14 protein-coding genes and 4 tRNA genes are annotated in these 16,795 nt (G+C 54.6%); 14 read left to right on the top strand and 4 right to left on the bottom strand.

Annotation, left to right across the window (positions count from 1 at the left end; translation table 11 throughout):
- Nucleotides 1-4: 4 nt before the first annotated feature.
- From wzzE to JKP81_RS22395, 14 genes are all read left to right on the top strand, one after another.
- Nucleotides 5-1,051 (top strand): ECA polysaccharide chain length modulation protein, encoded by a 1,047-nt coding sequence (gene wzzE, locus JKP81_RS22460; RefSeq protein WP_200553527.1) that lies wholly within the window; start codon nt 5-7, stop codon nt 1,049-1,051.
- Nucleotides 1,052-1,106: 55 nt separating this feature from the next.
- Nucleotides 1,107-2,237, top strand: a complete 1,131-nt coding sequence (gene wecB, locus JKP81_RS22455) for a non-hydrolyzing UDP-N-acetylglucosamine 2-epimerase (RefSeq protein ID WP_200553526.1) — start codon at nt 1,107-1,109, stop codon at nt 2,235-2,237.
- Nucleotides 2,234-3,496 carry a UDP-N-acetyl-D-mannosamine dehydrogenase gene (gene wecC, locus JKP81_RS22450; RefSeq protein ID WP_200553525.1) on the top strand — a complete coding sequence of 421 codons (1,263 nt, stop codon included), beginning with the start codon at nt 2,234-2,236 and terminating at the stop codon, nt 3,494-3,496. The genes wecB and wecC overlap by 4 nt, the downstream gene beginning before the upstream one ends.
- A gap of 24 nt (nt 3,497-3,520) precedes the next feature.
- Nucleotides 3,521-4,198 (top strand): dTDP-4-amino-4,6-dideoxy-D-galactose acyltransferase, encoded by a 678-nt coding sequence (gene rffC, locus JKP81_RS22445; protein WP_200553524.1) that lies wholly within the window; start codon nt 3,521-3,523, stop codon nt 4,196-4,198.
- Nucleotides 4,199-4,202: 4 nt separating this feature from the next.
- Entirely contained in the window at nt 4,203-5,333 is a 1,131-nt protein-coding gene (gene rffA, locus JKP81_RS22440) for a dTDP-4-amino-4,6-dideoxygalactose transaminase (RefSeq protein WP_200553523.1), read from the top strand.
- A gap of 1 nt (nt 5,334) precedes the next feature.
- Entirely contained in the window at nt 5,335-6,585 is a 1,251-nt protein-coding gene (gene wzxE / locus JKP81_RS22435; RefSeq protein WP_200553522.1) for a lipid III flippase WzxE, read from the top strand.
- Nucleotides 6,582-7,661: a TDP-N-acetylfucosamine:lipid II N-acetylfucosaminyltransferase gene (locus tag JKP81_RS22430; protein ID WP_200553521.1), complete on the top strand. Its 1,080-nt coding sequence runs from the start codon at nt 6,582-6,584 to the stop codon at nt 7,659-7,661. The genes wzxE and JKP81_RS22430 overlap by 4 nt, the downstream gene beginning before the upstream one ends.
- Entirely contained in the window at nt 7,658-9,010 is a 1,353-nt protein-coding gene (gene wzyE / locus JKP81_RS22425) for an ECA oligosaccharide polymerase (RefSeq protein ID WP_200553520.1), read from the top strand. The genes JKP81_RS22430 and wzyE overlap by 4 nt, the downstream gene beginning before the upstream one ends.
- A gap of 12 nt (nt 9,011-9,022) precedes the next feature.
- Nucleotides 9,023-9,763, top strand: a complete 741-nt coding sequence (wecG, locus tag JKP81_RS22420; RefSeq protein WP_200553519.1) for a lipopolysaccharide N-acetylmannosaminouronosyltransferase — start codon at nt 9,023-9,025, stop codon at nt 9,761-9,763.
- Nucleotides 9,764-10,021: 258 nt separating this feature from the next.
- The gene (locus tag JKP81_RS22415) at nt 10,022-11,407 is read left to right on the top strand and encodes an amino acid permease (protein WP_200553518.1); all 1,386 of its coding nucleotides are present in this window, start codon (nt 10,022-10,024) and stop codon (nt 11,405-11,407) included.
- A gap of 103 nt (nt 11,408-11,510) precedes the next feature.
- Nucleotides 11,511-11,587, top strand: a tRNA-Arg gene (locus JKP81_RS22410).
- 69 nt (nt 11,588-11,656) lie between these two features.
- Nucleotides 11,657-11,732: transfer RNA gene (locus JKP81_RS22405), tRNA-His, on the top strand.
- Between the two features lie 28 nt (nt 11,733-11,760).
- A tRNA-Leu gene (locus JKP81_RS22400) sits at nt 11,761-11,846 on the top strand.
- A gap of 38 nt (nt 11,847-11,884) precedes the next feature.
- Nucleotides 11,885-11,961: transfer RNA gene (locus tag JKP81_RS22395), tRNA-Pro, on the top strand.
- A gap of 610 nt (nt 11,962-12,571) precedes the next feature.
- Here the strand turns inward: JKP81_RS22395 and hemY are convergent.
- Genes hemY through hemC form a run of 4 tightly spaced genes read right to left on the bottom strand, consistent with a single transcriptional unit; the run spans nt 12,572 to nt 16,634 of the window.
- Entirely contained in the window at nt 12,572-13,768 is a 1,197-nt protein-coding gene (hemY, locus tag JKP81_RS22390) for a protoheme IX biogenesis protein HemY (RefSeq protein WP_065369785.1), read from the bottom strand.
- 2 nt (nt 13,769-13,770) lie between these two features.
- Nucleotides 13,771-14,934, bottom strand: coding sequence for a uroporphyrinogen-III C-methyltransferase (gene hemX, locus JKP81_RS22385; protein WP_200553517.1), 1,164 nt, complete (start codon nt 14,932-14,934; stop codon nt 13,771-13,773).
- A gap of 21 nt (nt 14,935-14,955) precedes the next feature.
- On the bottom strand, nt 14,956-15,696 hold the full coding sequence (hemD, locus tag JKP81_RS22380; RefSeq protein ID WP_200553516.1) for a uroporphyrinogen-III synthase: 741 nt from the start codon (nt 15,694-15,696) through the stop codon (nt 14,956-14,958).
- Entirely contained in the window at nt 15,693-16,634 is a 942-nt protein-coding gene (hemC, locus tag JKP81_RS22375; protein ID WP_200553515.1) for a hydroxymethylbilane synthase, read from the bottom strand. Before hemC ends, hemD begins: the two co-directional genes overlap by 4 nt.
- Between the last annotated feature and the right edge of the window lie 161 nt (nt 16,635-16,795).

The raw sequence follows: 16,795 nt of genomic DNA, 5'->3' as shown, positions 1-16,795 counted from the left end.
AGCGATGATTCAACCAGCGTCAGGAACACCTTCAATGGGGACGGAAAACGAACTGGATATCCGGGGCTTATTCCGTACTTTGTGGGTAGGAAAATTATGGATCGCGGGAATAGCACTGCTGTTTGCTTTGCTCGCCTTAGTCTGGACCTTCTTTGCTACCCAGGAGTGGAGTGCAACCGCAGTTACCGATCGCCCCACGGTTAATATGCTGGGGGGCTATTATTCCCAGCAACAGTTCCTGCGTAACCTGGACGACAAAGCTAACCAGACACCTACCGATCAGGTATCGGTCATGGATGAGGCGTATAAAGAGTTCATTATGCAACTCGCCTCCTGGGATACACGGCGTGATTTTTGGTCGCAGACGGATTACTACAAACAGCGTCTGGTTGGTAACAGCAAAGCGGATGCGGCAATGCTTGATGATCTGATCAATAACATCCAGTACACGCCTGGAGATGTTGTCCGCAACTTTAACGACAACGTTAAGTTGATTGCTGAAACCGCGCCAGATGCCAACAATTTGCTGCGTCAGTATGTCGCTTTTGCCAGCCAGCGTGCCGCCAGCCATCTTAACGATGAGCTGAAAGGCGCCTGGGCCGCGCGTACTATCCAGATGAAAGCACAGGTTAAACGCCAGGAAGAAGTAGCAAAGGCGATTTTTAACCGCCGTCTGCACAGCGTTGAGCAAGCACTTCAAATCGCTCAACAGCACAACATTTCACGCACTGAGACCGAAGTTCCGCCAGATGAACTGCCAGATTCAGAACTGTTTATGCTGGGGCGCCCAATGCTGCAAGCGCGGCTGGAAAATCTGCGGGCAGTGGGGCCGCAGTTTGATCTGGACTATGATCAAAATCGGGCAATGCTGAATACGCTTAACGTCGGTCCGACCCTTGATCCCCGTTTTCAGACATATCGTTATTTGCGTACGCCGGAAGAACCGGTAAAACGCGACAGCCCGCGTCGTGCTTTCCTGATGATCATGTGGGGAATTGTCGGTGCGCTAATCGGGTCGGGTATTGCATTAATGCGCCGCCGTTCGAACTAAACGCTGTCCGAGATGAAGGCATGATGCCTTCATCCTCTAATCGAAGAGAATCGTTGTGAAAGTACTTACCGTATTTGGCACGAGGCCAGAAGCCATCAAAATGGCTCCGCTGGTACATGCGCTGGCAAAGGATCCAGACTTTGAAGCAAGAGTTTGCGTCACTGCGCAGCATCGGGAGATGCTTGATCAGGTGCTAACACTCTTCTCTATTGTTCCGGATTACGATCTAAATATTATGCGGCCGGGACAAGGGCTTACGGAAATTACCTGCGGCATCCTTGAAGGCTTAAAACCCATCCTTGAATCCTTCCGCCCGGATGTGGTGCTGGTGCATGGCGACACGACAACGACGATTGCGGCGAGCCTTGCCGCGTTTTATCAGCGTATTCCTGTCGGGCATGTTGAAGCGGGCCTGCGAACTGGCGATCTCTCTTCGCCATGGCCAGAAGAGGCAAACCGCACGCTGACCGGTCACCTGGCGATGTATCACTTTGCGCCGACGGAAAACTCTCGCCTCAATTTACGCCGTGAGAATGTTGCGGATAACCGCATTTTTGTCACCGGCAATACCGTTATTGATGCGCTTTTCTGGGTTCGCGACAGCGTGATGAACAACCCTTCGCGCTACGAGGCGCTGGCGGCGCGTTATCCGTTCCTCAATAGAAATAAAAAACTCATTCTTGTCACCGGGCATCGCCGTGAGAGTTTTGGTCGTGGTTTTGAACAGATTTGCCATGCACTAGGGGATATCGCCGCGCAACATGATGATGTGCAAATTGTCTATCCGGTCCATCTGAATCCCAACGTCAGCGAGCCAGTAAACCGAATTCTTGGTCATGTTGAAAACGTTACGCTAATCGAACCCCAGGATTACCTGCCGTTTTTGTGGTTGATGAATCATGCCTGGCTGATCCTGACGGATTCGGGTGGCATACAGGAAGAAGCTCCTTCGCTCGGCAAGCCGGTGCTAGTAATGCGTGATACCACCGAACGTCCGGAAGCCGTCGATGCGGGCACGGTTAAACTGGTTGGCACGGATCGCCAGCGCATTGTGGAAGAGGTCTCGCACCTGCTTCATGACAACGATGCCTGGCAGGCGATGAGCCGCGCGCACAATCCTTATGGTGACGGGCTGGCCTGTGGCCGCATTTTGCACGCACTTAAAAATAATCGGGTAACACTATGAGCTTTAAAACCATTTCCGTTATTGGCCTGGGCTATATTGGTCTGCCTACCGCGGCGGCGTTTGCTTCACGGCAGAAGCAGGTTGTTGGCGTCGATATCAACGCCAGCGCGGTGGAAACCATTAATCGCGGCGAAATCCATATCGTCGAGCCGGAACTGGGAAGTGTAGTGAAATCGGCGGTAAACGGTGGCTATCTTCGCGCGAGCACCACACCTGTCGTCGCAGATGCTTACTTGATCGCCGTGCCAACGCCGTTTAAAGGCGAGCACGAGCCGGATATGGCCTATGTTGAGGCGGCGGCTAAATCCATCGCGCCAGTGCTTGGCAAAGGCGCGTTAGTGATCCTTGAGTCGACCTCACCGGTAGGGGCAACAGAACAGATGGCGCAGTGGCTAGCCGAAGCGCGCCCGGATCTTACTTTCCCGCAGCAGGCGGGTGAAAACGCTGACGTTAATATCGCCTACTGCCCGGAGCGCGTGCTGCCGGGGCAAGTGATGGTCGAGCTGCTTAAAAACGACCGCGTGATTGGCGGGATGACGCCGGTTTGTTCGGCGCGAGCCAGCGAGCTGTACAAAATTTTCCTTGAAGGCGAATGCGTGGTGACCAACTCGCGTACCGCTGAAATGTGCAAACTTACCGAAAACAGTTTCCGCGATGTCAACATTGCATTTGCCAACGAACTGTCGCTGATTTGCGCCGATCAGGGGATCAACGTTTGGGAGTTGATTCGCCTGGCGAACCGCCATCCGCGCGTCAATATTCTCCAGCCTGGGCCTGGTGTCGGCGGACACTGTATCGCCGTTGATCCGTGGTTTATTGTCGCGCAGAATCCGCAGCAGTCACGGCTTATCCGCACCGCGCGTGAAGTTAACGACTTTAAGCCGCACTGGGTGCTGAATCAGGTTAAAGCGTTGGTTGCCGATTGCCTGACGGCCAGCGGCAAACGCGCCAGTGAAATCAAAATCGCCTGTTTCGGGCTGGCCTTTAAGCCCAATATCGATGATTTGCGTGAAAGCCCGGCAATGGAAATTGCCCTCGACATCGCGCAGTGGCACAGCGGTGAAACGCTGGTGGTGGAGCCGAATATTCATCAACTGCCGGCTAAATTCGCCGGACACGCCACGCTGGTAAATACCCATGATGCGCTGGCGCAGGCCGATGTGCTGGTGATGCTCGTTGATCATAACGAGTTTAAAGCGGTGGAGAGCGCCAGCATTGGCCAGCAGTTCGTTGTCGATACCAAAGGTGTCTGGCGCTAAGCGAGCGAGCATAGAGGGAACAGCATGACCATTCACGGCACGGTAGAAGAACTGGCATGGGAAAGCCGCTTTTTTAGCTTGCGTAGCGCGATTGTTCGCCTGCAACCCTCGGCGCCAGCGTTGACCCGCGCGGATTTCGCTAATTGGGCGCGTGTGCAGGTGAAACTACCGGCATCTCAGCCCGAAATGTTGGATGCGTTGCAGCAACTCGGTTTTCAACTGGTTGAAGGCGAGATCGACCTCTCGCTGGCGGTAGAGGAACAGGGCGTCGATCCGGCGGCTGAAGTGGCAACGCTTGCGGATATTCCTGTGCTACGCCAGATGGCAGTCGAAATCTTTGTGCAGAGCCGGTTCCGCGCACCCTGGTATCCAGCAGAGGCGAGCGGGCGTTTTTATGCACAATGGATTGAAAACGCGGTAAAAGGCGAGTTTGACCATCAATGTCTGGTCTTTCGTAATGCGCAGGGCGCTATCACAGGCTTTGTTTCGCTGCGCCAGCTCAACGAACAGGAAGCTCGTATTGGTCTGCTGGCCGGGCGCGGTATGGGCGAAAAATTAATGCAGGCGGCGTGTCATTGGGCGCGCCAGCGCGAGCTAAAACGTGTGCGGGTAGCGACTCAGCTTGGGAACACTGCCGCACTTAAACGCTATATTCAGAGCGGGGCGAATATTGAAAGCACCGCCTTGTGGCTATACAGGTGACTCTATGATCCCCTTTAACGCTCCACCGGTGGTGGGAACGGAACTCGACTACATACAGTCGGCGATGGGCAGCGGTAAATTATGCGGCGATGGCGGTTTTACCCGCCGTTGTCAGCAGTGGATGGAGCAGCGTTTTCGCAGCGCGAAAGTCTTGCTGACACCTTCCTGCACGGCATCGCTGGAGATGGCCGCGCTACTGCTGGATATCCAGCCCGGTGATGAAGTGATCATGCCGAGTTATACCTTCGTTTCGACCGCCAATGCGTTTGTGCTGCGCGGTGCGAAAATCGTCTTTGTCGATATCCGCCCGGATACCATGAACATTGATGAAACGCTGATCGAAGCCGCCATCACCGAAAATACTCGCGCCATTGTGCCGGTGCATTACGCGGGTGTTGCGTGCGAAATGGATACCATTATGGCGATTGCCAAACACCATAATTTGTATGTGGTGGAAGATGCCGCACAGGGCGTGATGTCGACCTATAAAGGGCGGGCGCTGGGCACCATCGGCCATATTGGTTGCTTTAGTTTCCATGAAACCAAAAACTACACCGCCGGCGGCGAAGGTGGCGCGACGCTGATTAACGATCGCGCGCTGGTAGAGCGGGCAGAGGTTATTCGTGAGAAAGGTACTAACCGCAGCCAGTTTTTCCGTGGGCAGGTAGATAAATACACCTGGCGGGATATCGGTTCCAGCTATCTGATGGCGGATCTCCAGGCTGCCTATTTATGGGCGCAACTGGAAGCGGCAGAACGCATCAACCAGCAGCGCCTGGCGCTGTGGCAAACCTATTACGACGCATTAAAGCCGCTGGCGCGCGCGGGTCGTATTGAGCTGCCCTCGATCCCTGCGGAGTGTAGCCATAATGCGCATATGTTTTATATCAAACTGCGCGATGAAGCCGACCGTAGTGCGCTGATTGCTTTCCTGAAAGAAGCGGAAATCCTCGCGGTGTTCCACTATATCCCGCTGCATGCTTCACCGGCCGGTGAAAAATTCGGCGAATTCCACGGCGAAGATCGTTATACCACACAAGAAAGTGAGCGTTTGCTTCGTCTGCCGCTGTTCTACAACCTGGCACCGGTTAATCAGCGCACCGTTATCAGCACGCTTCTGAGCTACTTCAACTGATATGTCGCTGGCAAAAGCATCGATATGGACGGCCGCCAGCACGCTGGTCAAGATTGGCGCGGGCTTGCTGGTGGTCAAATTGCTTGCGGTGGCGTTTGGGCCATCAGGTGTCGGGCAGGCGGGGAATTTCCGCCAGCTTATTACCGTATTGGGTGTGCTGGCAGGGGCCGGGATTTTTAACGGCGTAACGAAATTTGTCGCGCAATACCGTGACGATCCGGCTCGCTTACGCATTGCTGTGGGCACATCGTCCGCAATGGTGCTGGGCTTTTCGACGCTGCTGGCGCTGATTTTCCTGCTGGCGGCAGCACCAATCAGCCAGGGATTATTCGGTCATAAAGATTATCAGGGGCTGGTGCGTCTGGTGGCGCTGGTGCAGATGGGCATAGCATGGGCCAACCTGCTGCTGGCGGTAATGAAAGGGTTTCGCGACGCAGCAAGTAACGCACTCTCTCTGATTATCGGGAGCGTGATCGGCGTACTGGCGTGGTTTCTCTGCTTCAAACTGGGCGGCTATCAGGGTGCGTTGCTGGGAATGGCGCTGGTTCCGGCGCTGGTGGTTATCCCGGCAATGATCATGCTGATGCGGCGTGGCAGTGTTCCGCTGGGGTACTTTGCGCCACGATGGGACAATGGATTAGCAGGGCAGTTAAGCAAATTTACGCTAATGGCGCTGATCACCTCGGCGACCCTGCCACTGGCCTACGTGATGATGCGAAACCAACTGGCTGCGCACTACAGCTGGGATGATGTGGGGATCTGGCAAGGGGTCAGCAGTATCTCCGATGCTTATCTGCAATTTATCACCGCCTCGTTCAGCGTTTATCTGTTACCCACACTGTCCAGACTGACGACAAAAGCAGAGATCTCGCGCGAAATCGTTAAATCGCTGCGTTTTGTGTTACCGGCGGTAGCGGCAGTGAGCCTTTGCGTCTGGCTGCTGCGCGATGTGGCGATTTGGCTGCTATTTTCCGACAAGTTCACTGCGATGCGCGATCTGTTCGCCTGGCAGCTGGTCGGGGATGTATTGAAAGTGGGCGCTTACGTATTTGGTTATCTGGTGATCGCCAAAGCGTCGCTGCGCTTTTATATTCTGGCTGAAGTTAGCCAGTTCGCGCTGTTAACGCTGTTTTCGCGCGTGCTTATCCCGGCACATGGCACCATCGGCGCGGCGCAGGCCTATATGGCGACCTACATTATTTATTTTGCCGCGTGTTGCGGCGCTTTTTTGATTTGGCGTAAGAAGGCATGACTGCACTAATTCACGTATTGGGATCGGATATCCCACACCATAACCAGACTGTTCTGCGGTTTTTTAACGAAAACCTCGCGGCTTCGGGCACGTATGCCCGTGAATTTATGGTTGTTGGCTGCGACGAAGGGCAACGCGCGACGTATCCGGAATTAACGCTGCACTTCTATGCTGATAAAAACGCGCTGGCAAAGGCCGTTGTCGCGCGCGCAAAAGCCGATCGCCAGCAACGCTTTTTCTTTCATGGCCAGTTTAACTTCGGCCTGTGGCTGGCGTTATTGCGCGGTTCCATCAAGCGCGAACAGTTCTACTGGCATGTCTGGGGCGCCGATCTGTATGAAGTGTCGCGCAGCCTCAAATTTCGTCTTTTTTATCCGCTGCGTCGTTTAGCGCAACGCCGGGTGGGCTGCATTTTTGCTACCCGTGGCGATCTGGCCTGGTTCGGGCAACGTAACCCTGCTGTGCGCGGCGAGCTGCTCTATTTCCCTACGCGTATGGATCCGGCGCTAAATACCATGGCGCACGAGCTGCAACGGGAAGGCAAACTGACGATTCTGGTGGGTAACTCCGGTGACCCGAGCAACGAGCATATTGCTGCATTGCGCGCGATTCACCGCCGGTTTGGCGACACGGTCAATATCATTGTACCGATGGGTTACCCGGCAAATAACGACAGCTATATCACATCGGTACGCAACGCCGGTCTGGCGCTATTTAGCGCAGAAAACTTGCGTATTCTGAGCGAAAAAATGGACTTTGACGCTTATCTGGCACTGCTGGCGCAATGCGATTTAGGCTACTTTATTTTCGCCCGTCAGCAGGGGATTGGCACGCTTTGCTTACTGATTCAGGCTGGCGTTCCCTGCGTACTGAACCGGGAGAATCCGTTCTGGCGCGATATGGTGGCAGAAGATATTCCGGTGTTGTTTACCAGCGATACGCTAAGCGAATCGGTGATCCGCGAAGCCCGGCGACAGCTGGTGGCCGTCGATAAGAATGCCATTACGTTCTTTAGCCCGAATTACATTACGCTTTGGCATAAAACGCTGCGTATGGCTGCGGGGATCGTCGGATGAGCTCACTTGAGTTTTGCGGACTGTTTATCATCTGGCTGCTGGCGACACTCTTTATCGCCACGCTGACCTGGTTTGAATTCCGCCGTGTGCGGTTTAATTTTAACGTTTTCTTTTCGCTGCTATTTCTGCTGACCTTTTTCTTTGGTTTTCCGCTGACCTGCGTGCTGGTATTCCGTTTTAACGTCGCCGTGGCACCGCCGGGAATTATGATGCAATCATTGCTGGCGGCGGCGTGTTTCTATGGCATCTATTACGTCACCTATAAAACGCGGCTGCGGGCAAAAGCCGAACAGGCGACACGTCGCCCATTGTTCACCATTAACCGCGTGGAGGCGCATCTGACATGGGTGATGCTGATGATCATCGCGCTGGTGAGTGTGGGGATCTTCTTCATGCACAACGGCTTTCTGTTATTCCGCTTGCACTCCTATAGCCAGATCTTCTCCAGCGAAGTTTCCGGCGTCGCGTTAAAACGTTTCTTCTACTTCTTTATTCCGGCGATGCTGGTGGTCTACTTTCTGCGTCAGAGCGCACAGGCATGGCTATTCTTTCTGGTCAGCACCGTGGCGTTTGGTTTGCTGACCTACATGATTGTTGGCGGTACGCGCGCCAATATCATTATCGCGTTCGCGATTTTCCTGTTTATCGGCATTATTCGCGGCTGGATTTCGCTCTGGATGCTGGCCGCTGCGGGCGTGCTGGGGATTGTCGGTATGTTCTGGCTGGCGCTGAAACGCTATGGCTTAAATGTCAGCGGCGACGAGGCGTTTTACACCTTTTTATACCTGACGCGCGATACTTTCTCGCCGTGGGAAAACTTGTCGTTGCTGTTGCAAAACTACGACAAGATTGATTTTCAGGGGCTGGCGCCGATTGTGCGCGACTTCTACGTGTTTATTCCTTCCTGGCTATGGCCTTCGCGGCCTGGCATTGTGCTCAACACGGCGAACTACTTCACCTGGGAAGTGCTCAACAACCACTCCGGGCTGGCGATTTCGCCCACGCTGATTGGTTCGTTAGTGGTGATGGGCGGCGCGTGGTTTATCCCGCTGGGCGCGGTGGTGGTGGGCCTGATCATTAAATGGTTCGACTGGTTATATACTTTAGGAAAGCGGGAAACCAACCGCTATAAAGCCGCGATTCTTCACAGCTTCTGCTTTGGCGCAATTTTCAACATGATTGTGCTGGCGCGCGAAGGGCTGGATGCGTTTACCTCGCGGGTTGTGTTCTTCCTTGCCATTTTCGGCTTCTGCCTGCTAATAGCGAAACTGCTCTACTGGCTGTTTGACAGTGCAGGACTTATACATCGTCGCGACTCGCGCGTAGTGAAACCCCTCTCCCAGGTGTGAAAAGGATTTAACATGACAGATAAGACGGCAGCGCCGCTGTATGACCTGCGCGGTCTGAAACTGGTCGGCTGGCGCGATATGCAGCACGCGCTGGATTTTCTCTGTACGGACGGGCAAATCAAGCAAGGCACGCTGGTGGCGATCAACGCCGAAAAAATGCTGACGCTGGAAGATGACGCGCAAGTTCGCGCGTTGATTGAGGCGGCGGAATATAAGTACGCGGATGGCATCAGCGTCGTACGATCGCTGCGCAAGAAATTCCCGCAGGCGCAGGTTTCTCGTGTTGCGGGTGCCGATCTCTGGGAACAACTGATGGCGCGGGCAGGAAAAGCGGGCACACCGGTGTTTCTGGTGGGGGGAAAACCCGAAGTGCTGACGCAAACAGAGCAGAAACTGCGCACGCAATGGCAGGTGAATGTGGTGGGAAGCCAGGATGGCTACTTTAGTCCGGCGCAGCGGCAAGCGCTGTTTGAGCGGATCCGCGATAGCGGGGCGAAAATCGTCACCGTCGCCATGGGCTCGCCAAAACAAGAGATTTTTATGCGTGATTGCCGTGCTGTCTGGCCGGATGCGCTGTATATGGGCGTGGGCGGCACTTACGATGTCTTTACCGGGCATGTGAAACGCGCGCCGACGCTCTGGCAGAAATTCGGGCTGGAGTGGCTGTATCGCTTATTGTCACAACCGACGCGGCTGAAACGCCAGTTACGTTTGCTGCGTTATCTCCGCTGGCACTATAGCGGAAAACTCTGACACTCTCCCGGCGGCGTAATGCGCTGCCTTTTTCCTTCCGGTTGTTGTTTTATTGTGCATGACGCCTGTTTTTTTTATACATCGTTTGCCATTTCCCTCATTTTAAGAAACCATTCGCTCACTCATTGCAGTGCCGTGGTGTTTTTTGCGCCAACCATTTCCGGGTCGGTGCAGCATGGCCTGTTATGAGCTGAGGGAAAACTCATAACAATAACCCGCAGAGCGGGCAGAGAAAGAAGCAAACACAACAGAGGATTTATGGCCGAAAACAAACCAGAGCTTCAGCGTGGTCTGGAGTCTCGTCACATCGAATTAATTGCCCTCGGGGGCACTATAGGCGTGGGCCTGTTTATGGGGGCTGCCAGTACGCTGAAATGGGCAGGCCCGTCGGTATTGCTGGCGTATATCATCGCCGGTGTTTTCGTCTTCTTTATTATGCGCTCCATGGGCGAAATGCTGTTTCTGGAGCCGGTCGCCGGGTCCTTCGCAGTTTATGCGCATCGCTATATGAGCCCGTTCTTTGGCTATCTCACCGCCTGGTCCTACTGGTTTATGTGGATGGCGGTTGGCATCTCGGAAATCACCGCGATTGGCGTGTATGTCCAGTTCTGGTTCCCGGATCTTGCGCAGTGGATACCCGCGCTGATTGCGGTGGGGCTGGTCGCCCTGGCCAATCTGGCAGCGGTGCGTTTGTATGGTGAAATTGAATTCTGGTTTGCGATGATCAAAGTCACCACCATTATCGTGATGATTGTCGTAGGCCTGGGGGTGATTTTCTTCGGCTTTGGTAACGGCGGTCACTCGATTGGTTTTGGCAACCTGACCGAACATGGCGGTTTCTTTGCCGGCGGCTGGAAGGGCTTTTTAACCGCGCTTTGTATCGTTGTGGCCTCTTATCAGGGTGTCGAGTTGATTGGTATCACCGCAGGTGAAGCGAAAAACCCGCAAGTAACGCTGCGTAGCGCGGTCAGCAAGGTGCTGTGGCGCATTCTGATTTTCTATGTGGGCGCCATTTTTGTCATCGTCACCATCTTCCCGTGGAATGAAATTGGCACCAATGGCAGCCCGTTCGTGCTGACTTTTGCCAAAATCGGTATCACGGCGGCAGCCGGGATCATTAACTTTGTCGTGCTGACGGCGGCGCTATCCGGTTGTAACAGCGGTATGTATAGCTGTGGGCGTATGCTTTACGCGTTGGCGAAGAACCGCCAGTTGCCGGCGGCGGTGGCAAAAGTGTCCAAAAGCGGCGTTCCGGCGATGGGCGTGACCATTTCTATCATTATCCTGCTGGTCGGCTCCTGCCTGAATTACGTGATTCCGAACCCACAACGGGTGTTTGTTTACGTATACAGCGCCAGCGTGTTGCCAGGCATGGTGCCGTGGTTCGTGATTTTGATAAGCCAGCTGCGTTTCCGTAAGGCGCACAAAGAAGCGATTGCCAGCCATCCGTTCCGCTCGATGCTGTTCCCGTGGGCAAACTGGTTAACCATGGCATTTCTGATTTGCGTGCTGGTGGGGATGGGCTTCAACGACGACACGCGTATGTCGCTGTTTGTCGGCATTATCTTCCTCGCTGCGGTAACGGTGGCGTATAAGGTATTTGGCTTCCATCGGCATGCTGTTACGCAACGGGTGGGTGAATAAGAGGCAAAATGCGCAAAGCATAACCAAACGCGCATTTTCTTTAAAAAAAGCACTAGACAGCCGCGCCCGAAGTCCGTACTATCCACCCCCGCAACGGCGCTACGCGCCCGTAGCTCAGCTGGATAGAGCGCTGCCCTCCGGAGGCAGAGGTCTCAGGTTCGAATCCTGTCGGGCGCGCCATTTAAACCCGGCGCTTGAGCTGCGGTGGTTCGTGAAATATCACGATACCGCGTGAAAAGATTTACAGTGGTGGCTATAGCTCAGTTGGTAGAGCCCTGGATTGTGATTCCAGTTGTCGTGGGTTCGAGTCCCATTAGCCACCCCATTATTTTGCAGTACAAGTTTCGTGGAATGCGAAGGTGGCGGAATTGGTAGACGCGCTAGCTTCAGGTGTTAGTGTCCTTAGGATGTGGGGGTTCGAGTCCCCCCCCTCGCACCACAACTTAGATTGAACGAAAAATTCAAAAAGCAGTAAAACGGCGAGTAGCGCAGCTTGGTAGCGCAACTGGTTTGGGACCAGTGGGTCGGAGGTTCGAATCCTCTCTCGCCGACCAATTTTGAACCCCGCGTAAGCGGGGTTTTTTGTTTTTGCCTTTCCTGCCACATCTTCTGCATTTCGCGCCTTTCCATCGTTCTTTTTGCCTGCGTTGCTTCTGAGCGACAATGTGCACCTGCTGTGTCGCTTAATGGTGACATGTAAGCTGCTGATTTTAAATGACTAAATCAATTAATCTGCTATTTGTCGCCAGCTAGCGACATACTGGCTTTTGGGAAAGACGACTAAGGCGTGATTGCGGGGCAAGAAACGCTGAATTTGCTGATATTTTAAAAGTTTGCGCTCTGTAACATTAGTTAATGCAGTTATGGCACGGTATGTGCAATAATCTACGCGTAGATGCTCATTCCATCTCTTATGTTCGCCTTCAGGCCTCATAAACTCAGGAATGATGCAGAGCCGTTTACGGTGCTTATCGTCCACAGACAGATGTCGCTTCGGTCTCATCAAACACCATGGACATAACGTTGAGTGAAGCACCCATTTAGTTGTCAAAGACCTGTTTTAACGCCTGCCTGAGTATTCCGGCAGGCGTTTTTTTATGTCGTAACACTCCATGCTTCGAGTTGCAGGTGCTTTGGCTTTTCTGCAACTCAAATCAATGTGTGTTAGTGAGGCGGGTTATTTTGCAGCGTCAGTAACAAACCGTCACGGCGCATGGTGGCGGCTTCTTCCGGTTGATGCAGGCGATCGAGACAGTCGGCGAGCCAGGCATAATCAAACGCGTCCGCGCGCTGTTTCAACGCGGCACGAAACGCAAGGCAGGCTTCCTGCCATTCACCGTGCTTCATCAACGATTGCCCCAGCGTACTCCACAGTAATGGGCGGTCGCCTTGCGTTTTAATTTGCTGGCGCAGGACTTTTTCGATCTGCTCCGGGTTATTGGTTTTCAGGCGAGGGATGACCAATACCAGGCGATCGTCATATTGGCGCTTCAGACCATCAAGCACGATTTCTTGCGCAGTATCGTGATCGTCGCACTCAATTAAGTGCTCGGCCATGGCCACCTGCAACACCACCTGCTGGCGGGTTTTGCGGCTCTGGTTTTTCCACCAGGTTTTCAGCCCCTCGCTGCCCTGATCGGCACGCGCTTGATCCATCATGCCGATCCACGCCTGCTGCTGCAGAAGATCGCGGTGTTCATCGTCGCCGACGTTGGCTTTCGCCATCGACGGAATGATATCTACCAGCGACGTCCATGCGCCGGTGCGAATATAAGCCTGCTCCGCCAGACGCAGCACTTCGGGATGGCGAGGAGTGATTTCCAGTAACTTATCCACGCCATGACGCGCGGCATGATTTTCGTTGCGCGCCAGTTGCAGACGCACACGGGTGATTTCTACCGGAATCGGATCGTTTTCCGCCAGCTCTGCGGCGCGTTCCAGATGCTGATTCGCGCGGACTTCATCACCGCGCTGCTGCGCCGCTTCTGCCGCCAGAAGATAGTTAACCACCGGTTGCTCAGCGTGATCGGCATTCTTCGACATCAGCTTTTCAACCTGCTGATAATCGCCTTCCGCCAGTTTCAGCAGCGCCTGCTCTGTCTGTTTACGGGCGCGACGGCGTTTACGGCCGACGAACCAGCCACGCGTATGCGAGCCGGTACGGAAAATGCGGCGCAGCACCCACTCGAGAGCGAAGATAACCACTAACGCCAGCACCAGAATAATGACCAACCCGGTAACGCTGGTTTCAATGTTGTAGTTATCGGTCTGGATCAGCACGTATCCCTGATGCCCGGCGAGCATAGGGCCAAGCACGATCCCGGCGATCAACAGTGCAAAGAGCAATAACACTTTTAACATGGTTACTCTCCTTGCGCTGCTGCTGCGGCGGCGGCAGGTGCCTGTTCAGCCGCTACGGCTGGCTGGGCCATCAGATTGCGTACGCGTGTCTGCATCAGTTTTTCCAGAATCGGCTGGCTTTGCAGTGATTCCGGCAAATCCATGGCAATGGTTTGCTGACTCAGCTTGTCCACTTCCTCAAGAAACGCTTTGGTCGCGGCGTCATCGGTATCGTAGTAGGCCCGCACCCAAGTGGAGACGTTATCCAGCGCTTGCTTATAAGTCTCTTCCTGGTGACGCGGAACGGCCTGTGCGGCAACCAGCAGGCGCGAACGGATGTTCTCACGCAGATAGATATCCTGATTCGGCGCGAGCAGCGGCACGGCTGTTTCATCACGGCGACGAATGGTAATAAAGCTATCCATAAAGTTCTGCCAGCTTTTTTGCAGGTTTACCCGCCATTCGCTGATCGAGCCGGACAGCTCGCTGCTGTCAGCATCCATCGGGGAGTCGTCATCGTTATTGTCCGCCAGACGCAGGTTATCAATCTGGTTGGAAAGCTGATTTAACTTCAGAATGGCGCCGTCGTAGTCCACCTGGGTAATAGCGGAAAGGCTGGCGATATCGTCAGTAATCGCCCGGCGGGCGGTGATAAGGCTCGGATCGTTCATATCCGCCAGGCTGGCATCGGCGCTTTTCAGCAGTGCCGCAGCGGTGGTGACGTCCTGATCGCTCCACAGTTTACGACCGGCCAGCTTCACCAGAAAATCGGCCTGAGCCAGCTGCCAGGTTTTGGCGTCTGAACCGGAAATGGTCGCCACTTTCTGCTGTACTTTATTCAGTTCTTTTGCCAGCACGTCATTCTGGTGTTTAGCCGCTGCAAGCTCACTGGATTGCTGCTTGATTACGCCTTCCAGCTCCGCACGCTGCTTATCCTGCGACTGCTGTAGTGCAATAACCTGGTCGGCGAGTTCGCCATTGTTGTTGTTCAGGGTTGCGGTCTGCTGTTTCACCCAGCCATAAAGCCCTGCGCCAGATGCCAGTGCAATCGCGATGGCGATCGCGCTGAGTGCAAGGCTGGTCCTGTTAGCGCGTGCATTTTTCTCTGCTTTCTCCGGCGGCGGCGTTGCGCCGTCAGCCGCTTTGGTCTCTTCAACCTCGGCGGAGGAGTGTTGTTGTTCCGTCATTATGGCTTCCCATTATGAGAGTTATTGTAATGCGCGAAGCAGCGCATCGTTGTCGGCATTGTCAGCGACCTGAATATTCTGCCAGCCCAGATCCCGGGCGAGGTGCGCCAGACGTTCGCTTACCACGACCAGGCGGCAGCGAAGTAACCAGTTCTCCCGATACCAGGGAGGAATAAGTGAATACAGTTGTTGCATCATTTCGCCGCTGGTGACCACAAGCGTGGTCACGCCGCGTGTGTGCCAGCGCATCGCTTCTTCCGCGCCGTCATAATATTTCGCGCTGCGTTGATAGCACTCGCAAAATTCCACTTCAGCGCCGCGCGCCGCCAGCGTTTCCGCCAGCACTTCGCGCCCGCCGTTACCTCGTAAGATTAGCGCATGCTTGCCCTGAACACTTTGTAATTCAGGTAATTGTAGCAACACTTCGCTGATTTCCCGATCGAAGGGATAGCGCACGTCAATTCCGCTGACGGTGTGCAGTGCCAGAGCAGTGGTGCGACCAATCGCGAAATAGTGCGGTTCGCTCGGAAAGTGCAGACCTTGTTGTTGCAGGTGCGCGTGAGCGAATGAAACGGCATGTTGCGACAGCGCAAACACCATGTCGTTTGCGGTTAACGCGGCAAGCCGGGCGGGGAGCGAATTCAACTCACGACCCGGTGTAAATTCGATCAACGGAAAGCTCCAGGCCACCAGCCCCAGTGTGCGCAGTCGGCTCACTAATTCTTCCCCTGCGGGGGACGGGCGGGTGACGAGAATGCTCATGCGGGGGCGTCTCCGTTATAAATTTCGGCCAGAATGGCGCGTGCGCCATTATCGAGTAACTCTTCCGCCAGTGAGATGCCAAGCTGTTCGGCATCCTCCAGACGACCGCGACGTTCGCCGCGTACCATAATGGAGCCGTCTGGCGCGCCAACCAACCCACGCAGCCAGATCCCGCCATCAATCAGTTCAGCATAGCTGCCGATTGGCACCTGGCAGCCGCCTTCAAGACGCGTATTCATTGCGCGCTCGGCTTTCACGCGAACGGCGGTGTCGTCGTGGTTGAGCGGCGCGAGCAGGGCGCGCGTACGCGCATCCTCCAGGCGACATTCAACACCTACTGCACCCTGGCCGACAGCTGGCAGCGAGGTTTCCGGCGACAGCGCGGTGCGTACGCGGGAACTTAATCCAAGGCGGTTAAGACCGGCGACGGCGAGAATAATCGCGTCATAGTCACCGTTATCCAGCTTGCTAAGGCGCGTGCCGACATTCCCGCGCAGGGAGCGGATCACCAGATCCGGGCGGTGCTCTGCCAACTGACACTGGCGGCGCAAGCTGGATGTGCCAACAATGCTGCCAGCGGGCAATTCGTCCAGCGAGTTATAGCGATTTGATACAAACGCGTCGCGTGGATCGTCGCGTTCACAGATGGTCACCAGGCCAAGCCCTTGCGGGAAATCGACCGGTACATCCTTCATTGAATGCACAGCGATATCGGCACGGTTTTCAAGCAGTGCCAGTTCGAGTTCTTTGACAAACAGGCCTTTACCGCCCACTTTCGCCAGCGGTGTATCGAGGATCACATCTCCGCGAGTGACCATCGGCACCAGTTCAACTGTAAGCCCTGGGTGGCTCGCCTCAAGGCGTTCCTTAACGTAATGTGCCTGCCAGAGCGCAAGAGGGCTTTGCCGTGTGGCAATTCTTAAAACATTGTCTAACATGCTTGTTACCGTCCTTATCGTCCGTTGACCATCCTAACATTGTTGCATTAGGGTGTCAGTGCTCGCGGTGGATTGCATAGGTGCGAGAAGGCTACACCTCTGCAATGCAGGCGCAACCGGGCTGTAATTCGGACTTTACAGAGAGCGTTTGCTGCTACACT

The sequence above is a fragment of the Kosakonia sp. LAM2021 genome (assembly GCF_016620385.1).
Lineage (GTDB): Bacteria > Pseudomonadota > Gammaproteobacteria > Enterobacterales > Enterobacteriaceae > Kosakonia > Kosakonia sacchari.
The sequence above is the reverse complement of the archived record's forward strand: the minus strand, read 5'-3'. Positions and strand labels throughout refer to the sequence as shown.

Bases quoted from the DNA above. Each gene is read 5' to 3' on its own strand.
- wzzE (WP_200553527.1), top strand. From the start codon at position 5: ATGATTCAACCAGCGTCAGGAACACCTTCAATGGGGACGGAAAACGAA.
- wecC (WP_200553525.1), top strand. From the start codon at position 2,234: ATGAGCTTTAAAACCATTTCCGTTATTGGCCTGGGCTATATTGGTCTG.
- rffC (WP_200553524.1), top strand. From the start codon at position 3,521: ATGACCATTCACGGCACGGTAGAAGAACTGGCATGGGAAAGCCGCTTT.
- rffA (WP_200553523.1), top strand. From the start codon at position 4,203: ATGATCCCCTTTAACGCTCCACCGGTGGTGGGAACGGAACTCGACTAC.
- wzxE (WP_200553522.1), top strand. From the start codon at position 5,335: ATGTCGCTGGCAAAAGCATCGATATGGACGGCCGCCAGCACGCTGGTC.
- JKP81_RS22430 (WP_200553521.1), top strand. From the start codon at position 6,582: ATGACTGCACTAATTCACGTATTGGGATCGGATATCCCACACCATAAC.
- wzyE (WP_200553520.1), top strand. From the start codon at position 7,658: ATGAGCTCACTTGAGTTTTGCGGACTGTTTATCATCTGGCTGCTGGCG.
- wecG (WP_200553519.1), top strand. From the start codon at position 9,023: ATGACAGATAAGACGGCAGCGCCGCTGTATGACCTGCGCGGTCTGAAA.
- JKP81_RS22415 (WP_200553518.1), top strand. From the start codon at position 10,022: ATGGCCGAAAACAAACCAGAGCTTCAGCGTGGTCTGGAGTCTCGTCAC.
- hemY (WP_065369785.1), bottom strand. From the start codon at position 13,768: ATGTTAAAAGTGTTATTGCTCTTTGCACTGTTGATCGCCGGGATCGTG.
- hemX (WP_200553517.1), bottom strand. From the start codon at position 14,934: ATGACGGAACAACAACACTCCTCCGCCGAGGTTGAAGAGACCAAAGCG.
- hemD (WP_200553516.1), bottom strand. From the start codon at position 15,696: ATGAGCATTCTCGTCACCCGCCCGTCCCCCGCAGGGGAAGAATTAGTG.
- hemC (WP_200553515.1), bottom strand. From the start codon at position 16,634: ATGTTAGACAATGTTTTAAGAATTGCCACACGGCAAAGCCCTCTTGCG.